General features: G+C 74.6%; 22 protein-coding genes. 15 read left to right on the forward strand and 7 right to left on the reverse strand.

Features of this window, described 5'->3' with window-relative positions:
* Window positions 1-279: 279 nt before the first annotated feature.
* From ACFCZF_RS35880 to ACFCZF_RS35895, 4 genes are all read left to right on the forward strand, one after another.
* On the forward strand, window positions 280-1359 hold the full coding sequence (locus ACFCZF_RS35880; protein ID WP_376675199.1) for a hypothetical protein: 1080 nt from the start codon (window positions 280-282) through the stop codon (window positions 1357-1359).
* A gap of 104 nt (window positions 1360-1463) precedes the next feature.
* The gene (locus ACFCZF_RS35885; RefSeq protein WP_375921255.1) at window positions 1464-1826 is read left to right on the forward strand and encodes a hypothetical protein; all 363 of its coding nucleotides are present in this window, start codon (window positions 1464-1466) and stop codon (window positions 1824-1826) included.
* A gap of 7 nt (window positions 1827-1833) precedes the next feature.
* Entirely contained in the window at window positions 1834-4491 is a 2658-nt protein-coding gene (locus ACFCZF_RS35890; RefSeq protein WP_376675200.1) for a substrate-binding domain-containing protein, read from the forward strand.
* Window positions 4491-5954, forward strand: coding sequence for an extracellular solute-binding protein (locus tag ACFCZF_RS35895; RefSeq protein ID WP_376675201.1), 1464 nt, complete (start codon window positions 4491-4493; stop codon window positions 5952-5954). The genes ACFCZF_RS35890 and ACFCZF_RS35895 overlap by 1 nt, the downstream gene beginning before the upstream one ends.
* Before the next feature lie 23 nt (window positions 5955-5977).
* Here the strand turns inward: ACFCZF_RS35895 and ACFCZF_RS35900 are convergent, their stop codons facing one another.
* On the reverse strand, window positions 5978-6196 hold the full coding sequence (locus tag ACFCZF_RS35900; protein WP_376675227.1) for a hypothetical protein: 219 nt from the start codon (window positions 6194-6196) through the stop codon (window positions 5978-5980).
* A gap of 125 nt (window positions 6197-6321) precedes the next feature.
* Between ACFCZF_RS35900 and ACFCZF_RS35905 the strand changes: the two genes are divergently transcribed.
* A complete protein-coding gene (locus tag ACFCZF_RS35905; RefSeq protein WP_376675202.1) occupies window positions 6322-7671 on the forward strand; it encodes a helix-turn-helix domain-containing protein in 1350 nt (449 codons plus the stop codon).
* Between the two features lie 208 nt (window positions 7672-7879).
* Entirely contained in the window at window positions 7880-8605 is a 726-nt protein-coding gene (locus ACFCZF_RS35910) for a GAF and ANTAR domain-containing protein (RefSeq protein ID WP_376675203.1), read from the forward strand.
* 51 nt (window positions 8606-8656) lie between these two features.
* Here the strand turns inward: ACFCZF_RS35910 and ACFCZF_RS35915 are convergent, their stop codons facing one another.
* Entirely contained in the window at window positions 8657-9424 is a 768-nt protein-coding gene (locus ACFCZF_RS35915; protein WP_376675204.1) for a hypothetical protein, read from the reverse strand.
* 305 nt (window positions 9425-9729) lie between these two features.
* On the opposite strand from ACFCZF_RS35915, the gene thrS reads away from it, so the two are divergent.
* The 3 genes from thrS to ACFCZF_RS35930 all read left to right on the forward strand — a co-directional run bounded on the left by thrS (window position 9730) and on the right by ACFCZF_RS35930 (window position 13798).
* Window positions 9730-11001: a threonine--tRNA ligase gene (thrS, locus tag ACFCZF_RS35920; RefSeq protein WP_376675205.1), complete on the forward strand. Its 1272-nt coding sequence runs from the start codon at window positions 9730-9732 to the stop codon at window positions 10999-11001.
* Window positions 11002-11054: 53 nt separating this feature from the next.
* On the forward strand, window positions 11055-12035 hold the full coding sequence (locus ACFCZF_RS35925; RefSeq protein WP_376675206.1) for a nucleoside hydrolase: 981 nt from the start codon (window positions 11055-11057) through the stop codon (window positions 12033-12035).
* Window positions 12036-12127: 92 nt separating this feature from the next.
* The gene (locus ACFCZF_RS35930) at window positions 12128-13798 is read left to right on the forward strand and encodes a glycoside hydrolase family 13 protein (protein ID WP_376675207.1); all 1671 of its coding nucleotides are present in this window, start codon (window positions 12128-12130) and stop codon (window positions 13796-13798) included.
* A gap of 221 nt (window positions 13799-14019) precedes the next feature.
* Here ACFCZF_RS35930 and ACFCZF_RS35935 read toward each other — a convergent pair whose 3' ends face one another.
* Window positions 14020-14391 carry a DUF6479 family protein gene (locus ACFCZF_RS35935; protein WP_376675208.1) on the reverse strand — a complete coding sequence of 124 codons (372 nt, stop codon included), beginning with the start codon at window positions 14389-14391 and terminating at the stop codon, window positions 14020-14022.
* Window positions 14392-14571: 180 nt separating this feature from the next.
* Between ACFCZF_RS35935 and ACFCZF_RS35940 the strand changes: the two genes are divergently transcribed.
* On the forward strand, window positions 14572-16449 hold the full coding sequence (locus ACFCZF_RS35940; protein ID WP_376675209.1) for a right-handed parallel beta-helix repeat-containing protein: 1878 nt from the start codon (window positions 14572-14574) through the stop codon (window positions 16447-16449).
* Window positions 16450-16500: 51 nt separating this feature from the next.
* On the opposite strand, the gene ACFCZF_RS35945 is transcribed toward ACFCZF_RS35940, so the two are convergent.
* Window positions 16501-17376: a serine hydrolase gene (locus ACFCZF_RS35945; protein WP_376675210.1), complete on the reverse strand. Its 876-nt coding sequence runs from the start codon at window positions 17374-17376 to the stop codon at window positions 16501-16503.
* Window positions 17373-18305, reverse strand: coding sequence for a LysR family transcriptional regulator (locus ACFCZF_RS35950; protein ID WP_376675211.1), 933 nt, complete (start codon window positions 18303-18305; stop codon window positions 17373-17375). Before ACFCZF_RS35950 ends, ACFCZF_RS35945 begins: the two co-directional genes overlap by 4 nt.
* Before the next feature lie 115 nt (window positions 18306-18420).
* Here ACFCZF_RS35950 and ACFCZF_RS35955 point away from each other — a divergent pair, with 115 nt between their 5' ends.
* From ACFCZF_RS35955 to ACFCZF_RS35965, 3 genes are all read left to right on the forward strand, one after another.
* On the forward strand, window positions 18421-19491 hold the full coding sequence (locus ACFCZF_RS35955; RefSeq protein ID WP_376675212.1) for an alpha/beta hydrolase family esterase: 1071 nt from the start codon (window positions 18421-18423) through the stop codon (window positions 19489-19491).
* 44 nt (window positions 19492-19535) lie between these two features.
* Window positions 19536-21188, forward strand: a complete 1653-nt coding sequence (locus ACFCZF_RS35960; RefSeq protein WP_376675213.1) for a penicillin-binding transpeptidase domain-containing protein — start codon at window positions 19536-19538, stop codon at window positions 21186-21188.
* A 164-nt stretch (window positions 21189-21352) separates the two neighbouring features.
* Entirely contained in the window at window positions 21353-22048 is a 696-nt protein-coding gene (locus tag ACFCZF_RS35965; protein WP_376675214.1) for a TetR/AcrR family transcriptional regulator, read from the forward strand.
* 11 nt (window positions 22049-22059) lie between these two features.
* Here the strand turns inward: ACFCZF_RS35965 and ACFCZF_RS35970 are convergent, their stop codons facing one another.
* Complete coding sequence (locus ACFCZF_RS35970) at window positions 22060-22311, reverse strand: twin-arginine translocase TatA/TatE family subunit (RefSeq protein ID WP_375921588.1); 252 nt, start codon at window positions 22309-22311, stop codon at window positions 22060-22062.
* 128 nt (window positions 22312-22439) lie between these two features.
* Window positions 22440-23459: a sporulation protein gene (locus ACFCZF_RS35975; RefSeq protein WP_376675215.1), complete on the reverse strand. Its 1020-nt coding sequence runs from the start codon at window positions 23457-23459 to the stop codon at window positions 22440-22442.
* A gap of 308 nt (window positions 23460-23767) precedes the next feature.
* On the opposite strand from ACFCZF_RS35975, the gene ACFCZF_RS35980 reads away from it, so the two are divergent.
* Together ACFCZF_RS35980 and ACFCZF_RS35985 are read left to right on the forward strand one after the other, a co-directional pair.
* The gene (locus tag ACFCZF_RS35980; protein ID WP_376675216.1) at window positions 23768-25108 is read left to right on the forward strand and encodes a hemolysin family protein; all 1341 of its coding nucleotides are present in this window, start codon (window positions 23768-23770) and stop codon (window positions 25106-25108) included.
* The gene (locus tag ACFCZF_RS35985) at window positions 25105-26127 is read left to right on the forward strand and encodes a hemolysin family protein (protein ID WP_376675217.1); all 1023 of its coding nucleotides are present in this window, start codon (window positions 25105-25107) and stop codon (window positions 26125-26127) included. Before ACFCZF_RS35980 ends, ACFCZF_RS35985 begins: the two co-directional genes overlap by 4 nt.
* The last annotated feature ends 2 nt before the right edge of the window (window positions 26128-26129 follow it).

Here is a 26129-nt window from a genome sequence, read left to right on the forward strand (position 1 = left end):
AAAACGCTCGGCTGGGATACCCCAGCCGAGCGTCTACGTGATCTACTCACCACCTGAAACCAGGCGGTGTTGCGACGACCCCTTGAACCCAAGGGAGGCGGGGCCCGTCGCGTCGACGCCCTGTTCCGTCTCGCGGCCGGACGCACCGGACCCCGCTGACCGGCGTCGATCGGTCACGTCGCTTTCCCGCGGCCCGGCCGCCGGACCGGCCCTACGTGCCCCGCTTTGCAGCCGCAGCGGTTACGGTGCTGCCGTACGTGATCGACAGGGGGAGGGGACATGCCCGGAACCGTGCTGCTGCTCGCGGCGTCGCCCGTGGGCAGGGGGTGCCTGGTGGACGCCGCCTCCGTGCTCCCCGTGCTCGCGGCCGTGCCGCCCCCCGTGCTCTCCGGCACCGACACCGCGAACGTCGTCGAGCTCGCCGACCCGCTGGAGCCGCAGGCCGTCCTCACCCGGCTGCGCGCCGCCGCGGCGGCCCCCGGGCCACTCACCGTCTACGTCGTCGGCCAGCTCCAGCTGGACCGGCGCCAGCGCCTGCCGCATCTGGCGCTGGCCCGAACGACACCGGCGACCGTCCGCTACACCGCCCTGCCCTGGCACTGGATCCGCGAGGAACTGCGGCTGCGGCCGAGCGGCGCGACGACGCTGCTGCTCGACCTGCACGCCGACCAGGAGACCTGGCAGTGGCTGCGGACCAGCCCGCTGGACTCCGGGCGCAACAACGCCGTTTACGGTCGCATCGCGCCGCCGCCGTCGAGACGGACGGTGGCGGCCCCGTCGTACATGCGGGCCGTCGCGACGATCCTGCGCAGCGGGCACCGGCCGCCGCCGGACCAGCTGCACCAGCAGGCGCTGGCCCGCGCCGCGGCCGAGGGCGCGGGCAGTGGTGCGGCGGCCGGCGCGGACCTGGTGCTGACGGCGCCGGGACCGGAGGCCGGCGACCCGCACGCCGTCATCGCCGCCGCCGTGCAGTCCGGGCGGCACGCGGACGCCGACGAGCTCGCCGCCCGGCACGAGCGGGCCGCCGCCCACGCGCACGGGCCCGCTTCCGAGGACGCGCTGCACTGGACGGAGGTCCGCGCCGACCTGGCGATGTTCGCGGGGGACCCGGTGCGCAGCTGCCGGGCCTGGCTGACGGTGGCCGAGGCCCGGCTGGGCGCCGGCCAGCCGCCGCAGGCCCCGGCGGTGGAGGCGGCCGTCGACCGGGCCCACCACCAGTGGGGGCAGGTCCGGGACGCCGGCCCGGCCCGGGAGCTGGGCGGGGCGCTCGCCGCGTTGCGGGGGCGGGTGCCGGGGCGGCGCGAGGGCGCGCTGGACCATGTGCGGCGGGAGCTGAGCCGGTTGCAGGTCCAGGGCTGACGCCTTCGGGTGCCGCGGGCCCGGTGTGCGCGCCCGCGTGCGTGTCACGACAGCGGCGTACGGACCCTCCCCTGTACGCAACAGCGGTGTCATGATGGTGAGTTATGGCTGAGGGGGACGGAGTGGTGACGCGCGGTATCCGCGTCCGGCTGGACGGGACCGCGAGCGAGAGTGATATCGACGCTCTGCACAAATGGCTCGAACGGGAGAAACCGCTCGCGGATCTGGCCCGGACCGACCAACTGCGCATCGACGAACGGAGCCGGACCGACGAGGCCGGCGCCCCGATGGGCGTCGGCATGGACATCGTGGTGGCGGTGGTCGGGGGCGCCGCGGGCGCGCTGTTCCAAGGAGTGGTGGACCAGGTCAGGCGATCCGTGGAGGCCTGGCGGGCCAACCGCCGTGAGGTGGAGGACGGCGAGCCGCCCGAGGCGCGCGTCGAGCCGGTGCGCCCCGACGACAGGTAGGCGGCCGGTGACCGGTTACGACCCGCGGGGGAAGGCGAACCGGGCGCTGTTGGTCGGAGTGTCCGAGTACGACAACACGGCGCCGCCGGACGGCGTGCCCGGCGATCTCCCCGCGGTCAAGCACAACCTGAACCGGCTGGGGGAGGCGCTGCGCCACGGCGGGGTCTTCGGCGAGCGGGAGATCACGGTGTGCCGCTCCCCCGACCAGGTCACCTTCGGCCGGGAGTTGTGGACGGCCGCCAAGGAGGCCGAGGGCGTCCTGCTGCTGTACTTCGCCGGGCACGGGGCGATACCGAACGCGGGCGACGAACTGTTCCTGCAGATGCGCAACGCGCGCGTGGTCGCGGGCGGGCACGCGGTCTTCCCCGGCGCGGAGATGTTCAGCACCGTGCAGGCGGTGCTCGCCGCCAGTCCGGCCCGGCGGATCGTGGTCGTCCTCGACTGCTGCTTCGCGGGCAACGCCGCCTGGATCCGCCCGGAGCCCCGCGACAAGCGGCGGGTGCTGCTGCTGATGAGCGTGCAGGCCAATCACCGCATCGACGCGGGCGGTCCCGGCACCCCGACGCCGTTCACCGCCGAGCTCGCGGCGCTGCTGGAGGCGGGCGGCGACGTGTCGTTCCGCGCTCTCGCGGACGATCTGCGGGCCCGGATGGCCGCCGCCGGCCACCGGACCGTACGCGGTGACGCCTGGGAGCCGGAGAGCCGCGCCGAGCCCGGGGAGGATCTGCTCCTCGCCGCCCGGACGAGGGCCGCTCGTCCGCCCGTACCGCCGCCGCCCCCGCCGCCCGGGCCGCCCCCGCTGCCCAAGCCGCCGGGCGTCGTCCGCCGGGTCCGGGCGGCTCTGGCCGCGCTGCTGGGCGGGGTGGGCGCGGCCGGGCGTGCGCTGATCCGTCACCTCCCTGACTCCGAGACGCTCCGGACGGTGCGGGAGGCGGTGAGACGGTGGTGGAAGCGGTGGCGGTGGCCGGTCACCTGGACGGCGGTGCTGCTGGTGCTGGCCGCCGTCGCGGGCATCGGCGTCCAGCAGCTCGTCGGCCGGACCGGCGGCCCTTCCTCCTGCGCCCCGCCCCTGGAGCTGCGCGTGCTCACCGACCCCGACCTGGAGCCGACCGTCCGGGCCGCCGCCGACGCGTATCTGACGTCCGGGGAGAACATCACCGGCGAGGGCTGCCGGCGCAGCGGCATCACCGTCTACAGCGCGGGCGCCGCCGACGCGGTCACCGCCCTGCGCAGGCAGACCGGCGCCTGGCAGGAGCCCCGCGACCACGACACCAACCCGCAGCGCGACGTCGGCCCGCAGCCCGACGTGTGGATACCCGGCTCCCCCGCCGACGCCGCCCGGGTCACCGCCGGACAGGACACCGACGCCGTGGCCGAACTCGACCCCGACGAGGAGCCCTTCGCGTACTCGCCGATCGTGCTCGCCGTCCCCCAGGACATCGCCGCCGAGGGCCGCGACGAGCGCACCGGTCCCCCGCTCAACCGGATGATCGACGACCTGCGCGACCGGCACGCGGACACCGAAGTACGCCGCCCCGACCCGGAGTACGCCGACACCGGGCTGCTCGCCACGATCGGCCTGTACCGCGGCACCGGCGACGCCGCCTCGGACCCCCGCCGTGCCGAGGACCGGGTCGCCCGGCCGGGACCGCCCTCGCCGACCGCCGCCGAGCTGCTGTGCGCGCTGCCCGACGACGACGCCGTCGACAACCGCACCGCGGCCCTGGTCCCCGAGTTCCTGCTGAAGAGCGGCGTCGGCTGTGACAGCGCCCGCCGCACCCCGCGCATGGCGCAGTACCCCGGCGATGTACCGGGCCTTGAACCCCTCTTCGTCCGCGTCCGCTGGCAGGGCGCCGACCGCGACACGGCCGACCGCGACCGCGCGGCGGACGGTTTCCGCACGTGGCTCACCGGCGAGGGGGGCCGTGCCGCGTTCGCCCGGGACGGCTTCCGCGCGAGCACCGGCGACCGCGCCCTGCTGGACCCCGACGAGGTCGGCGACGGGGTGCTGCGGGCGCCGTCGCCGCTGACCGAGTCCGCCGGACGGGACGCGATGGAGGCGTCCCTGGAGGGGTACCGGGGTGCCAACGGCCCCGGCCGGGTGCTGTTCCTGCTGGACAGCTCCGGCTCGATGGCCGGCCAGTGGGAGGGGCCCAGCGGCGGTCCCGGCCTGCTGAAGCAGTCGCTGGGCGGGCTCGGGGAGCGGGACGAGTACGGCGTGTGGGCGGTGTCGGGGATCGACGGGGACACGTACGACACCCTGCTGCCCTTCGGCCGGCACACCCGTAAGGACGCCGAGCACACCATCGACCGCGAGGCCGAGGTCCGGGACGCCGAGGCGGACCCGCGCGGAGCGCTGCGGGACGCGCTCGACGCCATGGCGCAACGGGGTGCAGGTGACGAGCGCCCCGGGCTGATCGTCTTCGTCACCGACGACGAGGACGTGGGCCGGCTCGCCGGCGACGGCTTCGGCGACCTGCTGGCCCTCGCCCGCGCGGGGGAGGCGCCCGTCGCGATGGTCTCGCTCAAGAGCGGCGCCTGCGACGAGGGGAAGCCGGACGCCCTGGTCTCCGAGGCGAGCGGCGGCCGCTGCGTGGACGCCGACGACGACCTCGGTGCCGCCCTGCACGACGAGGTCGCGCGCACCGGTACGGGGGAGGCCTGATGCCCGGAGGACGGCAAGGACGGCAAGGACGGCAAGGACGGCAAGGACGGCAAGGGCGGCAAGGACGGCAAGGGCGGCAACGGCGGTTCGCCGTCCTGCTGGCCCCGCTGCTCCTGCTCCTGCCGACCGCCTGCGGCGGCGACGGTGACGGCGGCGGCGGGGCCGCGGCGACGCCCTCCGGCGACGGCGACGTGCCCGGCGACATCGTGGTCGCCAGCGGCCGGGACGTCACCGGCAAGAACGGCATCCGCCAGCGGCTCATCGACGCCTGGAACACTGAGCAGGAGAAGGCCGGCACCGGCTACCGTGCCCGGCTCGTCGAACTCCCCGGCAACGCCGACGAACAGCGCAGCCAGCTGCTCGGCGCGCTCCAGTCCGGCAGCGCCGCCTACGACGTGGTCAACCTCGACGTCACCTGGGTCCCGGAGTTCGCCGCCGCGGACCTGATCAGCCCGTTGCCGGGGACGCTGCTCGACGAGGACGTCATCGCGCCCGTGGCGAGCACGGCCCGCTGGAACGGCAAGGTGTACGCCGCGCCCTTCAACAGCGACGTCGGCCTGCTCTACTACCGGCGCGACCACCTGAGCCAGGCGGACGTCGAGCAGACCGACCTGACGGGCGGCCTGGACTGGCCGGAGCTGAAGAAGCTGATCAACGCCGTCGGCGACCACAAGCCCGCCGGCTACGACAAGGGCTGGACGACCCAGCTCGCCGCGTACGAGGGGCGGACGGTCAACGCCGTGGAGGCGTTCGCGTCGGCGGTGCCGGGCCTCACGCTCACGGACGAGGACGGCGATTACGACGCCACCGTCGAAGAGCTGACGGAGGGCATCACCGAGCTGCGCCGCCGTACGGAGGCCTCGTACGTGCTCCCGGACGCGTTCCGCTCCGACGAGGCGGCCTCCCTCGGCGACTTCGCCGCCGGTCGCACCACCTTCCTGCGGCACTGGCCGTACGTGTATCCCGCCCTGCACCAGTCGTTCCCCGACGACGGCCGGCTCGGGGTGACCGCGTTGCCGGGGCGGGCCGTGCTCGGCGGCCAGAACCTCGCCGTGACCGCGGCGTCCCAGCGGAGGACCAAGGCGACCGACCTGATCCGGTACCTGACCGGCAAGGAGAGCGAACGCTGCCTGCTGGACGCCGGTTTCGCGGCGACGCGCACCTCCGCCTACACGGACGACGCCGTGACGTGCGCGGTGGGTGCCGCGACGCCCTCCGCGGCGCCCACCGGGGAGGGCGCCGACACCGTGCCCCGCGACGCGGCCGGACGCCCGGAGTACGCCCACGACATCCTGCTCCCCGCCCTCCGGGAGGCGGTGCACCGCCCCCGCACCCCGCTGTACGGCGCCTTCACCCAGACCTTCACCGCCGAGCTGGGCGCCCTCTTCGCCGACGACCCGCCGGGCGACGCGGAACTGGCACGGCGACTGGACGAGGCCCTCAGACGCGCCCTGCCGGACTGACCGCCCGAGCCGGCCCGCCCGCCTCAGCGGCTCACGGTGACCAGCGAGTCCGTGACCGAGTCCGTGACCGAGTCCGTGACCGAGTCCGTGATCGGCGCGGTGTCCCGCTCCGTGGCAGGCGCCGGCGAGTGTGCCGTGTCCGCCGGTCCCGCGTTCGCGGCCAGCAGCAGGCAGGCCACGGCGGCGACGGCCGCGGCGAGTGCTCTGGCGTAACGTTCGGCGGTGCGGGTGCGTTCGGGCACGGTGTCCTCTGTGGGGGCGTACGGGATTGTGTCAAGCACTGTCAAGCACTGTTAAGCGCGTTTAATCCGCGGTTTAACCTAGAGCCGTCGGAGTCGAACGGCAAGAGCCACAGGGGGAGTTGGCAGTGGGGGATCGTGACGACCGGGAGGCCATCGGCCGCCGGGTGCAGCGACTGCGGGCTGAGCGCGGGATGACCCAGCGCCAGCTCGCGGAACCGGCCTACACACCCGCCTACATCTCCACCCTGGAGGCCGGCCGCGTCCGCCCCTCCGGCGAGGCGCTGCGGCACCTCGCCGAACGGCTCGGCGTCGGCTACGAGGAGCTGGCCACCGGGCGCCCGGCCCGGCTCGCCACCGATCTGCGGCTCAGGCTCACCGAGGCGCGGCGCACGCTCGCCACCGACGGCGCCGAACAGGCGGCCGGGCAGTACACCGAACTGCTCGCCGAGGCCGAGACCCACGAGCTGTCCGAGGAACGGGCCGCCGCGCTGCTCGGCCTCGGGGAGTGCGCCGTGGAGACCGGCGAACTGGCCTTAGGACGCCAGTACTTCGAGCGGGCCGAACAGTGCCTCGCCGACGCCGGAGCCCCACTGCCCGCCCGCGTCCCGGCCCTGCGCGGACGCGCCCTCGCCCACTACCTCGCCGGTGAACTGCGGTACGCCGTCTACCTCCTGGAGACCACCCTCGACGAGCTGAACCGCGGCGGCCTGCACGACCCCGACGCGCTGCTCCTGCTCTACGCCGGCGCCATCGGCCCGTACATGGACATGGGCGCCCACGCGCGCGCAGCCCAGGCCGCCGAACTCGCCCTCTCCCTCGCCCCCAGCGTCGGCGACCCCGCGCTGGTGGCCCGCATGCACCGTTCCGTCGCCCGCACCCTGCTCGCCGAGGGCCGCCTCGCCGAGGCCGACGCCTCGCTCGCCAAGGCGGCCGAGCTGTACCGCACGCTGCAACTCCGTACCGAGCTGGCCAACTGCCACTGGATGCGCGGTTACGTCTGCGCCCAGAACGGGGAACTCCCGCGCGCCGAGGAGGAGATGCGGGAGGCCCTCGGCATGCTCTCCGCCACCCGCGCCGCCCTCTACAGCAGCCAGGTCGCCGTCGAGCTGGCCGACGTACTGCACCGGCGCGGCAAGTCGGAGGAGGCCGCGGAACTGCTGCACGGGGTACTGGACGACCTCTCCTCCGAACGCGGCGCCGTGCACTCCGCGGGCGCGCACCGGCTGCTCGGCATCATCGCCGAGGACGCCCGGGACACCGAGGCCGCCGAGGAGCACTACGTCCGCGCCCTCAGCCTGCTGGAACGGGCGGGCGCCGCCGGCGACCTGGCCGACCTGTGCCGGCTCCTCGGCGACCTGCTGCGCCGCACCGGCCGGGTGGAGGCGGCCCTCGACGCCTACCGCACCGGCCTCGGGCACCGCACGGCACCCGGCACGACGACCCTGGGCCCGGCGCCCGCACAGCCGCCGCTGTAGGAAATCTCGCAGCCGCCACCCGTAGGGCGGACTCGGCTCGGACGCGGCCTGGAGGCCGGTCCTCGACGCGACGGACGTACGCCGGGTGGAGCAGCCCGCGAACCCGTACGAGCAGCGCTGAGCCCCCGTTCACGACCCCCGGTCCGCCCTGGTTTCCCCTAGTCGGGCACGGGTAGTCGAGCCTGCGGCCGCGTGAGTGAAGGAGGCGGTGCGCGTGCGGCCCAGCGACGAATCCGGATGGTCCTCGGACGGGACACGCGCCGCCGAGGTGATCGCCGCGGAGGTGCGGGACGCTCCGCCGGGCGAGGTGCCGGGACGACTGTGCCGGACGGCCGTACGGCTGCTGCCGGTGACCGGGGCGAGCGCGTCGCTGCGCGGCGAGGGCGTGCCGGTACGGCTGTGCGCCAGCGGTGACCGGGCGACGTACCTGGCCGAGCTCCAGGCCACGCTGGGTGCCGGCCCCTGTGTGAGCGCCGCGGAGTCGGGCGCCCCGGTGCTCGCCTGCGACCTGACCAGCGCTGCCGACGCCGGCCGGTGGCCCGTCTTCGCCCAGCAGGCGACGGCCGTCGGCGTCCGGGCGGTCTACGCGCTGCCGCTGGGCAGCGTCACCGGGTGCCTGGGCACCCTCGACCTCTACCGGGACACCCCCGGCCCCCTGGCCGGCCCGCAGCTGCGCCTGGCGCGACTCGTGGCCGACGTCATGACGACGGCGCTGATGGCGTTGCCGCGCGGGGAGGAGACCTGGCTGGACCAGCTTGCCGGTGACCACGACGAGGTCTACCAGGCCGTCGGCATGATCATGGCCCAGCTGGGCGTCGGCGCCGACGAGGCCCTGGCCCGCCTGCGCGCCGACGCGTTCGTACGCGGCCACACCGTCCACGACGTGGCCCGCGACGTACTCACCCACGGCCGGCGCTTCGACCGCGACCATTAGCGGGCGGTGCCCCCAGGTCCAGGTCCAGACCCGACCCGGCTCGCCCGTCCGCTAGACCTGTGCCCGCCCCTGCCGCCGGGCTTCCGTCAGCCGCTCTGTCCCCACCTCGACGGCCGTCCAGGTGGCGTCGTCGGCCGGTTCGCCGGGGACGCCGTTGGTGAGGCTGATCGCGTCGTCGCCCACGCGTACGGCGACGAGGTCGACGGTGAGGACGGCACCCTCGGCGTCGACCGTCACCCGCAGGCCCTGCCGGGCGTCCCCCGCCTCCGGCGGCGTCAGGCCGGTGACCCGGACGTCCAGGGCGGTGCCGCGGGCGGCCCGGGCCGTGAACCGCCCGCACGTGTCCGGGAGCGTCCCGAGCCAGGTCAGCACCCTGTCGATGTCGGCCGCGCGGTACGAGGTGACCCGGTAGTGCAGCTGGGCCCCGCCGACCGCGTCGTCCAGGGCGGTCGTGGCCCGGGGGGCGATGGCGGCATCGAAGAGTTCCTCGGTGTAGAGGACGTCCAGCAGCCGTCCGCAGTCGGGCCGCTCGGCGGTGGCCTTGAGCACCTGGTCCCGCCAGGTCGCGGCACCCCGCGTCGGCTCCCACGTCTCCCCCAGGTCGGCCTCCGTGATCAGGGCCGCCCGCGCCTGCCCCGGGGTGAGCGCGGGGGGCACCGCGGACGAGGGAAGCGTGGCCGGGGACTGCGCGGTCGCGGGCGCGGTGCCTTCGGGCCGCTCCGCCGCCCGGCCGCCGGCGGAACAGGCGGCCACCGTCAGCGCCAGCGCCGCCGAGAGCGCGAGGGCGAGCAGGGGACGGGCGGCGGGGGCATGCTGCACAGGTGCCTCCTGGCGGGCCGGGGCGACCGGCGCCGTGGCGGATCGGTCGCACCCTCCACGGCACCACCGCCCCCGCCCCACCACCAGCGTGCGGGGCCGTCCGGGTGAGGCGCCCGGCGTAAAACGGCTCGCGGCGGCGTCCGCCCGCGGGTACCGTCACGGCCATGAAGCGCGCCCGCCATTTCCTGATGACGACGCCGGGGAGTGTCCCGGCGCGCTGACTGCTGAGCAGAGTCCGAAGCCCCGGGGCGAGCGCCCCGGGGCTTCTTCGCGTGGTGCTCGTCCTCCGTCTTGAGGAGACCACCGTGCACGACCAGGACCGAAACCCCGCCCAGGCACCCGCACCAGCGCCCGCCCACGACCACGACCACCGTCGGCTCGGCCGCGAACTCGGGCTGTTCGACACCGACCCCCTGATGGGCGCGGGCCTGCCGTACTGGCTGCCCGACGGGGCGGTCGTCCGCCACACCCTGGAGGAGTACGTCCGCGAGGCGGAGCGCCGGGCCGGCTACCGGCACGTGTACTCGCCGGTCCTCGGCAAACGCGAGCTGTACGAGATCTCAGGTCACTGGGAGCACTACCGCGACGACATGTTCCCGCCGATGGAGCTGGGCGCGGAGGAGGTCGTGCTCCGCCCGAGCCTGTGCCCCCACCACGCCCTGGTCTACCGCTCCCGCTCCCACAGCTACCGGGAACTGCCCCTGCGGATCGCCGAGCTGGGCGCCATGTACCGCTCCGAACCGTCCGGCGTGCTCGGTGGCCTGACCCGCGTGCGGGCCATCCACCTCAACGACGCGCACATCTTCTGCACCCCGGACCAGGCCGCCGCCGAGGCCCGCGCCGCCCTCGACCTCATCCGCAGCGCCCACGCCGACCTCGGCATCCGGGCCGCCCGCTATCGCCTGTCGCTGCCAGGACCGGGCGGCAAGTACGTCGCCGACCCGGAGCTGTGGCGGCGGGCCACCGCACTGCTGGAGGAGGCCCTGGACGGGCTGCCGTACGAGGCGGTGGAGGGGGAGGCCGCCTTCTACGGACCCAAGATCGACGTGCAGGTCGCGGACGCGGCCGGACGGGAGTCCACCCTCTCCACCGTCCAGATCGACTTCCACCAGCCCGAACGCTTCGGCCTGCGCTACACCGGCCCCGACGGTGCCCGGCACCGCCCGGTCATGGTGCACCGCAGCGTCATCGGCAGCGTGGAGCGGGTGGTGGCGCACCTGATCGAGGCGCACGGCGGGGCGTTCCCGGCGTGGCTGGCGCCGGTGCAGCTGGTGGTGCTGCCGGTCGGCGAGGCGCAGCAGGACCCGGCGTACGACCTCGTGCGGCGGGCCGGTGACCACGGGCTGCGCGCGGAGGTCGCCGGGCCGGAGCACGGCACCCTCGGCGCCCGCGTCCGGGCGGCGCGGAAGGTGCCGTACCAGGCGGTGATCGGCGCGCGGGAGGCGGCGGGCGGCGACCTGGCGGACGTACGGCTGCGGGACGGGCGCCGGCCCGGGCGGGTGCCCGGCGCGGAGCTGCTGCGGCGGATCGACGGCCGGGTGCGGGCACGCGGCCCCGAGCTGTGGGAACCCGCGTAAGCCCGCGTAGGGTCACCTGGATTCGCCCCCACTGAGCCCGAGGAGCCCCCGCAGTGACGACCGCCTCCGTCGACCGGCAGCCGATCCCGGTGATCATCGACTGCGACACCGGCATCGACGACGCGCTGGCCCTGCTGCTGGCGGTCCGCCACCCGGGGCTCGACCTGCGCGCCGTCACCTGCGTGGCCGGGAACACCGACGTGGAGGGGGTCGTACGGAACACCCTGACCGTGCTGGAGCAGGCCGGCGCCCCGGACGTCCCCGTCGCCCGGGGCGCCGAGCGCCCGCTCATCGAGGGGGTGCGCACCGCCCGGCACGTGCACGGGCACGACGGCATGGGCGACCTCGGTCTTCCCGCGCCCACCCGCGCCCCCGTCGACGTGGACGCGGTGACCCTGCTGCGCCGGGAGATCCTCGCCTCCCCCCGGCCGGTCACCCTGGTCCCCACCGCCCCGGCGACCAACATCGCGCTGCTGCTGCGCACCCACCCGGAGGTCACCGCCAACATCGAGCGGATCGTGTTCATGGGCGGCGCGGTGGCCACCGGGAACGCGACGCCGGTCGCCGAGTTCAACGTGTGGCACGACCCGGAGGCCGCCGCGATCCTGCTCACCGCCGGGGTGCCGATCACGATGTACGGCCTTGACGTGTTCCAGCGGGTGATCGTCCCGGGGCCGGACGTGCGCCGGCTGCGGGCGAGCGCCGAGCCCGGCACCCGGCTCGCCGGTGAGCTGCTCGCCCACCGCGGCCCCGCCACCGACGAGTCGGACCCCGGCGGCGGCCTCGGCGACGCGGGCGCGGTCTGCGCGGTGCTCGATCCGGAGGGCCTGACCACGCACCGGCTGCCCGTCGAGGTGTCGCTGGCACCGGGGCCGGCCCGCGGCCAGACCGTCGTCGACCGCCGGATCCGCCCCGGCGAGTCCGAACTGCACGAGGGAACCCGCGAACAGCCGCTGGTGGACGTCGCGTTGGAGGTGGACGTGGCGCGGTACGTGAAGCTCTACCTGGGGGCGGTCGAGCGCACCGGCGGGTAGCGCACCGGCGCGTCGCGGGCGCGCGGGTTCGCTTTTCGGGTGATGTGGACAGATCTATTCGTGTCGCCCGCACGCATCGCGAAGGAGACCGCGTGACCGTACGCAGCACCACCCGCACGCCCGACCTGTCGTCCAAGGACCCCAACTGGTGGCGGCAGGCCGTCATCTACCAGGTCTACCCCCGCAGCTTCGCCGACGCCGACGGCGACGGGCTCGGTGACCTGCGCGGCATCACCCAGCGCCTGACCCATCTGGCCGCCCTGGGCGTCGACGCCCTGTGGCTCAGCCCGTTCTACCCGTCCGAACTCGCCGACGGCGGCTACGACGTCGACGACTACCGCGACGTCGACCCGCGCCTGGGCACCCTGGACGACTTCGACGCGATGGCCGCCGAAGCCCACCGACTGGGCCTGAAGGTGATCGTCGACCTGGTCCCCAACCACACCTCGCACCGCCACGCGTGGTTCCGGGAGGCCCTGGACGCGGGCCCCGGTTCCGCGGCCCGCGACCGCTACGTCTTCCGCGACGGCCGCGGCGAGCGAGGGGAACTCCCGCCCACCGACTGGCAGTCCGTCTTCGGCGGCAGCGCCTGGAAGCGGGTGCCCGACGGACAGTGGTACCTCCACCTCTTCACCCCCGAGCAGCCGGACCTGAACTGGGAGAACGAGCAGGTCCGCGCCGACTTCCGCACCACGCTGAAGTTCTGGTGCGACCGGGGCGTCGACGGCTTCCGCGTCGACGTGGCGCACGCGCTGGTCAAGGACCTGACCGAGCCGCTGCGCGACCTCGGCTCCCCCGAGCTGAGCAGCGAGGCGGCGCTCACGGAGTTCGCCCCCGGCACCCACCCGTTCTACGACCGCGACGACGTCCACGAGGTCTACCGCGACTGGCGCAAGATCCTCGACGCCTACACCCCGCCCCGCATGGCGGTGGCCGAGGCGTGGGTGCCGGGCGCCCGGCGCGCGCTGTACGCCCGCCCGGACGAGCTGGGGCAGGCGTTCAACTTCGAGTACCTCCAGGGCGGCTGGGACGCGGTGGAGCTGCGTGAGATCATCACCGGCTCGCTGGCCGACGCGCACGCCGCCGGTGCCTCGGCGACCTGGGTGCTCTCCAACCACGACGTGGTCCGCCACGCCACCCGCCTGGTCCTGCCGCCGGACACCGACACCGACGCCTGGCTGCTGTCCGGCGGCCACGCACCGGCCGTCGACGAGCGGGCGGGCCTGCGCCGGGCCCGTGCGGCGACGCTGCTGATGCTGGCGCTGCCCGGCTCGGCGTACGTCTATCAGGGCGAGGAGCTGGGCCTGCCGGAGGTCGCCGACCTGCCCACCGAGGTGCTCCAGGACCCGATCTGGGAGCAGACCGGGCATGTCCGCAAGGGCCGCGACGGATGCCGGGTGCCGCTGCCGTGGACGACGGGCGGGCCGTCGTACGGCTTCGGCGCGGGCGGGGCGTGGCTGCCGCAGCCGCCGGACTTCGCGTCGTACGCCGTCCAGGCGCAGGACGGAGTGGAGGGCTCGACCCTGGAGCTGTACCGCACGGCCCTGCGTCTGCGCCGCAAGCTGCTCGACGGTGAGTCGCTGACCTGGTCGGACGACGTCCCGGCCGGGGTCCTCCGGTTCGACCGCTCGGACAGCTGGCGCTGCGTCACCAATCTCTCCGGCACGACGGTCGACCTGCCGGCCGGGGAGGTGCTGCTGAGCAGCGCACCGCTGGACGACGGCCGCCTGGGCCCCGACACGACGGTGTGGCTGGCGCTGTAGGCGGTCCGCGGGGATGTCCGCGGGGATGTCCGCAGCCGACGGAGGTCGGTCCACGGTCGCCGGTTCGCGCGAGGCGGTGCCGAGCCGGCGGCCCCGTCCTCAGGCCCTCGTCCTTGGGCCCTCGTCCTTGGGCCCTCGTCCTTGGGCCCTCGTCCTCGGCCCCCGTCCTCGGCCCGCGGGCTACCCGCTCGGGGGCGGGAGCCCGTCGTCCGACCGCCGGGTCACACGTGTCCGGGTCCGCCGCTGCCGAAGGATCCGCTCGATCCCGGCAGCCAGCGGCGGCGGTTCTGGTCCTCGCCCCGGCGGCTGCCCGAGTGGTGGAGCTGGTACGGCATGAGCCGTGGGCTTCCGTCCGCCGCGAGCGGGATCTCGTCGGGCTCCCGCGCCTCCCGTTCCTCGTGGACGGCGCCGGTTGCGGGGAGTTTGCCGTGGTCGTCGGCGTGGGGGCGTTCGGATTCGCGTTCCATGACCCGCATGCCCATGCGTACGGCCCAGATCAGCGCGCCGGCGATCACCAGCCCGCCGATGAAGGCGATCGTCACGTTGAGCGCGTGCGAGGACGCGGCCAGCAGTTCATACGTTGCCGTACTCATGTTCTGATTATGTACCCCCAAATGAGATAAAGCGCCAGAAATGTCCGGAGTGGCCTCCCGAGGGCTTCCCAGGGTCGCCCGCCGTGATTGAGAGCGGCCGGTCGCTGGTACCCGGCACACGGCGGCGGCGCCGTCCCCGGGCCCCGCCGCCCCCCGGACCGCCGGTGGAAGGAGCGCCCCATGACCGCGCCTTTGACGGCCGACGCCCACGAGTACGGTCTGGCCGGGGACGGCACCGCCGACGACCGGCCGGCGCTGCAGAAGCTGGTGGACGCGCTGGGCGACGCCACCGCCGCCGACGGACGGCCGCGCACCGTGCGCGTGCCCGCCGGGCGGTACGTGATCCGGGACCGGCCCGTGCTCTGGCGCAGCGGCGTCTCGCTGATCGGCGCCGGACGCGGTGCGACGTGCTTCGCGCTCACCAACCCGGGCGCCCCCACGCAGCCGGTCCCGCTGGCCTGGTTCACCACCGCCCAGCACGGTGCCGGGCGGGACAACCACATCGCCGACGTCACCTTCGCCCACTTCGAGATCGACGGCTCCGGGGTGCAGACCGAGGAGTACGAGGTGCTGGCCAAGGGCCTCGGCCTGCAGTACGTACTGCGCGGGCGCTTCACCGACCTGTACATCCACGACACCGCCGCCACCGGCTTCGGGTGCGACTTCCTCCAGGACACCGTCGTCGAGGGCGTGCTGGCCGAGCGGTGCGGACGGCAGGACCCCGGCGAGGACATGGGCGGCGCGGGCATCGGGATCGGGGTAGGCGGTTGGGGGCCGGTCGAACGGCTGGCGGTGACCGACTGCACGGCCACCGGGAACGGCACCAACGGCATCTTCCTCGAACTCCAGCAGGACCACTGGGTCCCGCCCCGCGGCATCCGCATCACCGCCTGCCACACCGAGGGCAACCGCTACGGCATCTCCGACTGGGGCGCCGACGGTCTGCTGGTCACCGGCTGCACGATGCTCGGCAACCACGTCGCCGGGTTCGACGTGTCGGCGCAGGGCACCACCAGCGTCGGCGGGCGCGGCGGCATCGTCACCGGGTGCGTGATCGACGGCAACGTGGGCGACGGGATCGCGCTCGGCAACACCCCGGGCCCGTACGCCTTCCGCGGTAACCGCGTCAGCGACAACGGGCGGTACGGCTACTGGCAGCACAACCTGGCCGGCGGCGACCAGGAGCCCGCCACGGACATCGTCCTGGAGTCCAACGACATCCACGACAACGCCCTGGACGGCATCCGCGTCGACGCCCCGCTGCACGAGCCGGCGATCTTCGGCAACCGGGTCCGGAACAACGGCCGCCGCGCCGCGCCCCTGACCCGCGGGGGCGGCGAGGGAGTCCACTGCGGGCCGCTGTCCCTGACCGACGAGAACGCCGACTGGCTGCCGGGCGGCCACCGGGGCAAGCGGCTGACGGTCGCCGCCCCGGACGCCGAGGCCGACGCCGGGGGCACTGCCGGTCCCACCGCCGGGTCGACCGCCGAGGGCGATGCCGGTTCCACCGCCGGGTCGACCGCCGAGGTCGATGCCGGTTCCACCGCCGGGTCGACCGCCGAGGCCGATGCCGGTTCCACCGCCGGGCCGACCGCCGAGGCCGACGCCGGTTCCACCGCCGGGCCGACCGCCGAGGTCACCGCCGATGCCGAGGTCACCGCCGAGGTCACCGCCGACGCCGAGGTCACCGGCGTGGTCACCGCCGTGATCACCGACAACACCGCCACCGAACTCACCCTCGCCCCCGTACGTCCCGGCGCCCAGACGGCCTGGCCGGACGGCACCCCCGGGCCCGGCGCCGCCTACCGCCTCCCGGACTGCCCGGCCCCGCGCACCGGCCTCACCGCCGCCGCGGCCATCACCCACCCGTACGTGCACGGCAACCGCGTCCGGGACGACGGGCACCCGCGCACTCAGACGCACGCCCTGTGGATCGCGCACGAGGCCACCTGGACCGGCGGCCGGGTGTCCGGCAACGACTTCGGCGGCAACGCCTCGGCGGCGACCCGCTTCGACTCGGCGCCGAGCGGCGGTCGCTGGCGGGACAACGACGGCTGACGCCCCCGCCCCTTGTCGTCGCTGCCGGGAGGGGTCACGCCGCCCGCCGCCTCACGGTGCCCGCAGCGCGTCCACCGCGATCCGGGCCGCCGTGCCGATCACCGCGTCCGCCGCAGGGAGTACGGCCGCGGTGTGGGCGGTGCGGGTGAAGACGGCCACGGCGTAGCGGCCGCCGTCGGGGTATTCGACGACGCCGATCTCGTTGCGCAGGGTCGGCAGGCTGCCGGTCTTGCCGGCCACGTGGACGTCGTCGAAGGGGAATCCCGAGGCCAGGCGGTGCGGCCAGACCTGGAGGCCCATGACGCGGCGCGCGGCGGCGCCGTACTCGGGCGGGCAGGCCTCGTCCCGCCAGAGGGCGGTGAGCAGGCGGGTCATGTCGCGGGGGGTGCTGCGGTTGGTGCGGGCCGGGTCCAGGGCGCGGAGCCGGGTGATGACGTGCGGGTCGGTCAGCGCCCGGGTACCGGCGGGACCGGCGTCCTCGCGCATGGTGCCGAGCATCTCGCCGAAGCCGTACACCGCCCGCGTGCGGGTGAGGCCGAGCCGGTCCGTGGTGCGGTTGACGGCGTCCAGACCGACCCGGCGCAGCAGCAGGTCGGCGGCGGTGTTGTCGCTGACGGACATCATCAGGAACGCCGCGTCGCGCAGCGACAGCCGGACCGGGTCCAGCATGGCCGCCAGCCCCGTGGGCCCCGGGGTGCGTCCGGCAGGCGGGCACTCGACCTGCTCGGTGAGGTCCAGCGCCCCGGCCGCCGCCAGCTCGTGCAGCGTCACCAGCACACACACCTTGTGGACACTGGCCGTGCACACCGGCTGGTCCGCCCCGGTCCCGACCTGCGCACCGGAGTCGATGTCGACGGCGTGCAGCCACCCGGTGACCCCGGCGTCGGCGAAGGCGGCCTGGAGGCGTCCGGTAACGATGTCGGTCACAGCCAGAACTCCGATGCCGGGCGAAGGTGCAGCGGCCGGGCGGGTGCCTCGGAACGGGCGCCCGCGGTGGTGCGCAGGGCGTGCGTGGCCGCGTCCGCGAAGGCGCCGACGGCGGCGTCGCCGCGCCCCTTGGGCCAGGCCACGGAGTGCCGCCAGGCCAGCGGCGCCCCGGCCAGGGGGCGCCACACCAGGTCCCCGTCGGCGGGGGAGGCGAGCTGGGTGTCGCGGGGGCCCAGGGCGACGGCGCCGGACGACAGCACCAGGCCGCGTACGAAGCTGGCGCCCTGGCCGTGCCGTACGGCGGCGGGCGTGTAGCCGCCCCGCGCGCAGGCGGTGAGCAGGTCGTCGTAGACCGCGGGCGCGCCGGCGCGCGGGAAGAGGACCAGGTCGTAGCCGGTGAGGGAGGCGAGCGGCACCTCGTCCAGCTCCGCCTGGGCGGCACCGCGCGGCAGCAGCACGCCGAGGTCGCGGCGCAGGACCGGGCCCAGCTCCAGGCCGGTGACGTCGCACGGGTGGTGGATGAGGCCGACGTCCAGTTCGTGGGCGGCGAAGGAGGCGAGCTGCTGGGCGGTGGACAGCTCGTGCAGCTCCAGCTCCAGGCCGGCGTGCCGGCGCCGGAAGTCCGCCAGGAGCGCGGCGACGGTCTCGCCGGAGATGTCGGGGGACAGGGCGGCGCGCAGCAGGCCGGTCTCGCCGTCCCGGATCCGGCGCGCGGCGGCCCGGAAGGACTCGGAGCGGGCGAGCAGCTCACGGGCCTCGGCGAGCAGCAGCGTGCCCGCCTCGGTGATCGCCACCTGGCGGCTGGTGCGCTCGAAGAGCCGGACGCCCAGTTCCCTCTCCAGCCGCTGGATGCGCTGCGACAGGGGCGGCTGGGCCATGCCGAGGCGGGCCGCGGCGCGCCCGAAGTGTGACTCTTCTGCAACAGCCACAAAGCACTCCAGGTGCCGCACCAGGTCCACAACCAGTAATCATATCGGGGATTGATCGATCCGACATCTATATCAATCTTGGACAGAGGGCCGGTGGGGTTGCTGTCCTCGGGACATGCGCTCCTTCCGTGACCTCTCGCTCGGCCCGCGCCGGTGGCCCGCCGCGCTCGCCCTCGCCCTCACTCTCCCCCTGGCCGGCTGCGCCACCGAGTCCGGTGGTCGGGATTCCGGAAGCCCGGACTCGGCGCCGTCGGCGAGCAGCACGTCCCGTCCCGGGGCCACGGCATCCGCGGCGCCGGAGGAGGTCCGCGGACAGCTGCGGGCCGACGGCCACACCCGCCGGTATCTCCTGCACCGGCCCGTCGCCGCCGACGACGGCCGAAGGCCCCTCGTCATCGCCTTCCACGGCCGCGGCGCCGACGCCGCCGAGATGCGCGAGAAGAGCCGGCTGGAGAAGGCCGCCGGGGCGCGCGGCATGCTGGTCGCCTACCCCGAGGGACTCGACAAGGGCTGGGGCGCGGGCGAGCAGGCGACCGAGCGGCGCCCGGATCCCGACCTCGACGTGCGGTTCACCGAGGCACTGATCAAGCACCTGGTGCGCACCGAGCGGGCCGACCCCGAGCGGGTCTACGTCGCCGGGTTCTCCAACGGCGGCTCGATGGCGCTGCGCATGGCCGCCGAGCGTCCCGGTCTGCTGGCGGGAGCGGCCTCGGTCTCCGGGCAACTGCCCGCGGGCGCCGCCGCGGTCGAGCCCACGGGGCCCGTCCCCGTCATGGTCGTCTACGGCGCCGACGACCCCGTACGCCCCCTCGCGGGCTGGCCCTCGCCGCCGCCGGACCCCGAGGAGCCGATCCTGCCGAGCCTGTCCGCCCGGGACAGCGCGGAGGCGTTCGCGTCGGCGGGCGGCGCGGGCGAGCCGGTCACGGAGGACAGGAAGGGCTACGACCGGACCGTCTGGCGCCTGAAGGAGGACCCGGACGCCCCCGACGCCCCCGACGCCTCCGGCACCCCCGATGCCTCCGACGCCCCCGACGACGGCCGGGAGGCCACGGTCCAGCTCCTGGTCGTCGACGACGCCGGTCACACCTGGCCGGGTTCGTCGATCCCCCCGCCCAAGGGGTTCGGCCCCACCAGCAAGGCCCTGAACGCCACCGACACGATCCTCGACTTCTTCGCCGCCGCCTGACCGACGAGGCGGCCGCCCGACCCGACCCACGGACAGGAACCCCGATGCCGGACTCCCCTTACTTCACCCCTCCGCCCCGCCGCCGCCCGCGCAACGGCGTGCGGGCCGTCGCCGCGGTGGGGGTCGTGCTCGCCATCGCCGCGGGCGGCTCCTACGCCGCCGGGTTCGGTCCCTTCGCACGCGGCGACGACGGTCCCGACCCCGCCGCGATGAAGCAGGCGCGCGCGTTCCTCGCCGACTGGGCCGCCGGACGCCTGCCGAGCGCGGCCGGCCGCACCACCAGACCCGGCACGGCGCAGGAGGTGCTGCAGAGCTTCACCGCGGGCCTCGACATCGACAAGCCGCGGCTGACGGCGGCGGGGGAGGCCAAGGAGGCCGAGGACGGCACCCTCGGCGTCCCCTTCACCGCGAAGATGCCGGTCACGGGCCTGGGCACCTGGTCGTACGAGTCGCGACTGCCGCTGCGCGAACAGGAGGACGGCGGCTGGAAGGTGGACTGGCGGCTGTCCCTGGTGCACCCGCGGCTGAGCGACACGGAGAAGTTCCGGCTGGAGCGCGAGGAGACGACCCCGCCGAACGTCACCGACCGCGACGGGACCTCGCTCTCGGGCGGCGAGTACCCGTCCCTGACCCCGCTCCTCGGCCGGCTCGCCGGCGGCTCCGGTGGCGGACCGCGCGGCGCGGTCGAGCTGATCGACCGGGCCACCGGTGAGACCGTGCGCACCGAGGCGACCTTCGGGAAGCGGCCCGACCCGGCGAGGGACGGCAAGCCCGTCCGCACCACCCTGGACGCCACCTGGCAGGGCGCCGCCGAGCAGGCCCTCACCGAGGCCGACGGCAAGAACGCCGCCCTCGTCGCCCTGCGCATCGACAACGGCGAGGTCCTCGCCCTCGCCAACTCCCCCGCCACCGGCTTCAACCGCGCCGCCTCCGGCACCTACGCGCCCGGCTCCACCTGGAAGATCGTCACCAGCAGCGCGCTGCTGCTCAAGGGCGCGGTCGAGCCCGACGACGTCGTGGACTGCCCCAAGTACCTGACCGTCGGCAAGGAGTTCCACAACGTCGAGACGTCCGAGTACCCCGGCGCCACCTTCCGCAAGGACTTCACCGAGTCGTGCAACACCGCGTTCATCAGCCTGCGCGACAAGCTCGACGACGGGGAGCTGGGCAAGGTCGCCCGCACCTACTTCGGGGTCGGCCAGGAGTGGCACATCGGCATTCCGACGTACGACGGCTCCGTGCCGGTACCCAAGGACGAGACGGAGAAGGCCGCGTCGATGATCGGGCAGGGCCGCGTCCAGGCCAACCCCCTGATCATGGCGTCGGTGACGGCCACCGCGGTCTCCGGCGAGTTCCACCAGCCGTCCGTCACCGCCGTCACCGCCGGGACCGCCGGGAACCCGGACGAGACCCGCACCGAGCCGCTCCCCGACGAGGTCGTCACCCAGCTGCGCGAACTGATGCGGGCCACCGTCACCGACGGTACCGCGCACGCCCTGGCCGACCTGCCCGGCGAGATCGGCGCGAAGACCGGTACCGCCGAGGTCTCCGACGACCAGGACAACAACGGCTGGCTCGTCGCCCACCGCGGCAACGTGGCCGTCGCCGTCGTGGTCGAGGAGGGCGTCACGGGCGGCGGCTCGGCGGGACCGGTCGTGCACAGCCTGCTGTCGGCCGTACCGGAGGACCCGTCCTGAGCCGTTCGGGATGCGGCCGACGGGGCGCCGAGGCGGTGGTGGAGGCCGTGGCCGAACGGTGAACGTAAAAACGGGGAGCGCTCCCCACTGATGGCCTCGACGATAGCATCGGCACCGCTGGCTCGGGGAGCACTCCCCGTTTCGTACGACCCGGAGGGTGAGGGATGAGCGTCGGCGCACGCGACGGAGCGCCCCGGCAGCGACGCGACGCGCGGCGCAACCGGGAGCTTCTGCTGGAGGCGGCCCACGAGGTGTTCACCGAGGAGGGCCTGGACGCGCCGCTGGACGTGATCGCGCGCCGGGCGGGCGTCGGCAACGCGACGCTCTACCGCCACTTCCCCACCCGTGCCGCGCTCGTGGACGCCGTCTTCCGCGACTCGCTGACGGGCACGATGGACGCCGGCGAGCGGGCCAGGAACGCCACGGACGCCTGGGCGGGCCTCACCGCCTATCTCGACGCGGTCTTCGACACCCTGGCCGCCGACCGCGGCACCAACGACCTCATGACCACGCACCTGCGGGGCGTCGACAGCCTGGAGGCCGTGCACGAGCACAACCGCAGGACCGTGGACTCGCTGCTGTCCCGCTGCCGAGACGAGGGCACCGTCCGCGCCGACGTCACCACCGAGGACGTCCTGTTCGCGCTCGCGGCACTGGGCCGTGCCGTCCCGGCCCTGACCGCCGCTACCGCGCCGGACGCCTGGCGCCGTCCCCTCGCCCTGCTCCTCGGCGGCCTGCGCACCGCGCCGGTCCCGCCGCCCCTGCCCGCCCCCGCGCTCACCGCCGCCGAACTCGGCGACGTCCTGCGGGAGATGGGCCCGCACCGCACACGCGGTGGCGATCGCGAGGCCGACGCGTGAGGTGAGGTCGCTCAGCCCTGGGAAGCGGGCGTCGCCGGCCCGCCGTCCCCGGTGCCCTCGCGGCGGACCGCCTCACCCCGGATGACACGCGGCGCCTCCCGGTCCTCGGCGGGCGTCCCCTCCTCGGCCTTCGCCGCGCGGGCCTCGGCCTTGAGGATGCGGGCCGACTTGCCCGCCGAGCGGGTCAGCTCCGGGAGCTTCCTGGCGGCGAGGACGGCAATGACGACGATGAGAATGATCGCGAGCTCGCTCAGTCCGAACACGGCGCTCCCCTGTGGACGTACGGTGCGGGCCCGCGGCACGGGCCCGCACGGAATCTACGGCAAAACCGGCGAACGTCGGAGGCCGAACTCGTGCGGCGGCAGATCCTTCTACACCTTTGTAGAAATTATCAGCCGTCTCCTCCGTCGTCCCCGAAGCCGCCGCCGAAGCCGCCCTCGCCCTCGTCCTCGCCCTCGAAGAAGTCCCCCACCTCGTCGACGACCTCGGCCGCCACCATCCCGCCGGCGACCCCCACCGCGAGCCCGGTCGCGCCCGCCGCGACGGCGGTGCCGGACCCTGACCCGGACCCCCCGGACCCCCCGGACAGGGCCCCGGACTCGTGCCCGTACACCGCGTGGGAGCCGTACGACGCCCGGTGCTCGACCAGCTCCCGGACCCAGCCGTCGACGAGGGCGTTCCAGTCCTGCGGCCCGGCCGGCCCCTCGTGGGAGACGGTGAAGCGGCTGAGGGCGTCGTGGCCGTCGGAGAACGGGCCGCCGCGCTTGTCCGCCTCCAGGACCACCTCCAGGGCGCCGGGCACGGCCAGGAAGGTCAGCTCGATCTCGTTGACCTGGTGGGCGTACCGCGGGGGCGGGATGAGCTCGATCTCCTGGTAGAAGGGCAGCTGCTGCCCGGTGCCGCCGATGCGGCCGTACTCCAGGTCGGCGGAGCGGAAGCCGAAGCCGAGCTGTCCGAAGGCCTCCAGGACGGCCTCCTGGGCGGGCAGGGGCGCCACGGTCAGCGGGTCCAGGTCGCCCTTGTCCCTGGCGCCGGCGACCGCCAGCTCGGTGCGCACGCCGAGCACGATGCCCAGTGGCCGCCCGTAGAGCTCGGTGGCCGGCGTCTCCCAGGGCAGCGGCACCGTGAACGGCACGCTGCGCCGCTCGCCCGCCGCGAGCCGGAAATCCGCGCCGACGGTGTGCCGGCCGAAGACGACGACGCCCTCGCCCTCCCCGTGGCCGCCGTGCTCGGTCTCGACGCGGGCCACCAGTTCCAGCGCGACGTGCTCGACATCGTGGTCGGCGGTGCCGCCGACGAGGTGGACGTGGCCCGGCAGCGCGTCCCCCGGCCGGGCGGCGCCCGGGTCGAGGACCGTGTCCACCGTGGGACCGCCCACGCCGAGGGAACCGAGCAGCCGCTTGAACACCATCGAGGCGTTCACTCCTTCACGTTCGTATCCACGTTCGTCCGGGGAACAACCGGAACCGTCCGGCCGTTCTCTACAGGCGAGTAGAAGCATAGGGGTCCGAGGACATTTGAGGACTCCCCATGCTTTTGCTCGTCCTTTACCATGAGAGGGAAATCCTCGGGCAGCCGGCTGGTACCGGCGCCCGCCGACCCCGTTAAGGAGTCCCGTTCCGTAATGGAGCCTCCCAGTACCGGCCGTGCCATGGCCGGCCCGCAGTACCTCCTGTGTGCGCGTGCGCCGTATGTGCGTGAGGGAAGCGGGGTGGCACGGTGACCGAGGTCCTGCTGCTCCTGCTGGCCCTCCTCCTCACCCTGGCCTGCGCCCTCTTCGTGGCGGCCGAGTTCTCCCTCACCACCGTCGAGCGCGGTGACCTGGAGCGTGCCGCCGAGTCCGGCGAGCGCGGCGCCGACGGCGCCCTGAAGGCCGTACGGTCCCTGACCCTCCAGCTCTCCGGCGCCCAGCTCGGCATCACCGTGACCTCGCTGGTCATCGGCATGCTGGCCGAACCGTCCCTCGCGGTGCTGCTGCGCGGCCCGCTGCGGGCGATCGGCCTGGGCGGTGCCGCCTCGACGGTGGCGACCGTGCTCGGCGTGGTCGTCTCCACCGTCGTCCTGATGGTCGTCGGCGAGCTGGTCCCCAAGAACTGGGCGATCTCCCGCCCGCTGGCCGTCGCCAAGGTCGTCGCGGGTCCGCAGCGCGGCTTCACCACCGCGTTCGGCCCCTTCATCCGGCACCTGAACGACACCGCGAACCGCTTCGTGCGCCGCTTCGGCCTGGAGCCGGCCGAGGAGCTGGCGTCCGCCCGCAGCCCCGAGGAACTGGTCGCGCTGGCCCAGCACTCGGCCGCCGAGGGCGCCCTGGAGGCGGACTCGGCCGAGCTGTTCGTACGCACCCTGCACCTGGGCGAACTGACCGCGGAGAACGTCATGACCCCGCGCGTGGACGTCAAGGCCCTGGAGGCCCACGCCACCGCCGCCGACGCCGCGAACCTCTCGCACGCCACCGGCCTGTCCCGCTTCCCGGTCTACCGGGACAGCCTGGACGAGGTCATCGGCACCGTGCACATCCGCGACGTCCTGGCCCTGGAGCCGGAGCGGCGCACCGTCACCCCCGTCACCGAGCTGGCCACCGCGCCGCTCCTGGTGCCGGACAGCCTGCCCGCCGACCGCCTCCTGGAGCGCATGCGCCGGACCCGCACCATGGCCGTCGTCATCGACGAGTACGGCGGTACGGCGGGCGTGGCGACCGTCGAGGACATCGTGGAGGAGGTCGTCGGCGAGGTGCGCGACGAGCACGACCCGGTGGAGATACCGGACCTGCTGCCCGCCCCCGCCGAGACGGACGGCCGCACGGCCTGGGAGGCCGACGGCTCGCTCCGCCTGGACCGGCTCGCGCGCATCGGCCTGACCGCGCCGGACGGGCCGTACGAGACCCTGGCCGGCCTGGTCGCCACCCACCTGGCACGCATCCCCGCCAAGGGCGACGTCATCGACCTGGACGGCTGGCGGCTGGACGTCCTCGACGTCGACCACCACCGCGCCGACCGCCTGCGGGTCACCGCACCCGCGCCGGTCCCGTCCGCCGACCGGACGCCGGAGGTGGCCCGATGACCGCCGTACAGCTCCTCATCGGCGCCCTGACGCTGCTGACCAACGCGTTCTTCGTCGGCGCCGAGTTCGCCATGATCTCGGTACGCCGCAGCCAGATCGAGCCGCGCGCGAAGACGGGCGACAAGCGCGCCCGGATGACCCTGTGGGGCCTGGAACACATCTCCGCGATGATGGCCACGGCCCAGCTGGGCATCACCGTCTCCTCCCTCGTCCTCGGCGCGGTCGCGGAACCGGCCATCGCGCACCTGATGGAGCCGGTGTTCGAGGCGGTCCACATGCCGCACGCGCTGGTCCACCCGATCGCCTTCGCGATCGCGCTGGCCCTCGCCACCTATCTGCACATGCTGATCGGCGAGATGATCCCGAAGAACATCGCGCTGGCCGCCCCGGCGACCACCGCGCTGGTCCTCGGCCCGCCGCTGGTCGCCCTGACCCGGGCGCTGAAGCCGGTCATCTTCGGCATCAACGCCTTCGCCAACACCCTGCTCAAGCTGCTGCGGGTGGAGCCGAAGGACGAGGTCGAGGCCGTCTTCACCGACGACCAGCTGGCCCGCATGGTCGTCGACGCGAGCGAGGCCGGACTCCTCACCCCGGCCGACGGCGAGCGCCTGCGCGACGCGCTGGAACTGGGCACCCGCCCGGTCGGCGAGATCCTGGTCCCGGCCCAGAAGATGCGCACGGTCGACCACACGGTCACCCCGGCGGAGCTGGAGCGCATGGCCGCCGAGGCGGGCTACTCCCGCTTCCCGGTCACCGGTCCCGGCGGCACCGTCCTCGGCTACCTGCACATCAAGGACACCCTGGGCCTGACCGACCGCGAAAGCCCCTTCCCGCGCACGGCCCTGCACCGCGTCACCCGCGTCCGCATCGACACCCCGCTCGACGACACCCTCACCGCCCTGCGCACCGAGGACAGCCACCTGGCCGCCGTCACCGGCGAGACGGGCGCGGTCCTGGGCTTCGTGACGATGGAGGACGTCCTGACGGAACTGGTGGGCCCGACGACACCGGTGGCCTGACG

Origin of the sequence: Streptomyces sp. NPDC056296, assembly GCF_042268605.1 — a bacterium.
Classification (GTDB): Bacteria; Actinomycetota; Actinomycetes; order Streptomycetales; family Streptomycetaceae; genus Streptomyces.

Bases quoted from the DNA above. Each gene is read 5' to 3' on its own strand.
- ACFCZF_RS35940 (WP_376675209.1), top strand. From the start codon at position 14,572: ATGACCGCGCCTTTGACGGCCGACGCCCACGAGTACGGTCTGGCCGGG.
- ACFCZF_RS35975 (WP_376675215.1), bottom strand. From the start codon at position 23,459: ATGGTGTTCAAGCGGCTGCTCGGTTCCCTCGGCGTGGGCGGTCCCACG.
- ACFCZF_RS35895 (WP_376675201.1), top strand. From the start codon at position 4,491: ATGCCCGGAGGACGGCAAGGACGGCAAGGACGGCAAGGACGGCAAGGA.
- ACFCZF_RS35885 (WP_375921255.1), top strand. From the start codon at position 1,464: ATGGCTGAGGGGGACGGAGTGGTGACGCGCGGTATCCGCGTCCGGCTG.
- ACFCZF_RS35965 (WP_376675214.1), top strand. From the start codon at position 21,353: ATGAGCGTCGGCGCACGCGACGGAGCGCCCCGGCAGCGACGCGACGCG.
- ACFCZF_RS35955 (WP_376675212.1), top strand. From the start codon at position 18,421: ATGCGCTCCTTCCGTGACCTCTCGCTCGGCCCGCGCCGGTGGCCCGCC.
- ACFCZF_RS35985 (WP_376675217.1), top strand. From the start codon at position 25,105: ATGACCGCCGTACAGCTCCTCATCGGCGCCCTGACGCTGCTGACCAAC.
- ACFCZF_RS35880 (WP_376675199.1), top strand. From the start codon at position 280: ATGCCCGGAACCGTGCTGCTGCTCGCGGCGTCGCCCGTGGGCAGGGGG.
- ACFCZF_RS35960 (WP_376675213.1), top strand. From the start codon at position 19,536: ATGCCGGACTCCCCTTACTTCACCCCTCCGCCCCGCCGCCGCCCGCGC.
- ACFCZF_RS35935 (WP_376675208.1), bottom strand. From the start codon at position 14,391: ATGAGTACGGCAACGTATGAACTGCTGGCCGCGTCCTCGCACGCGCTC.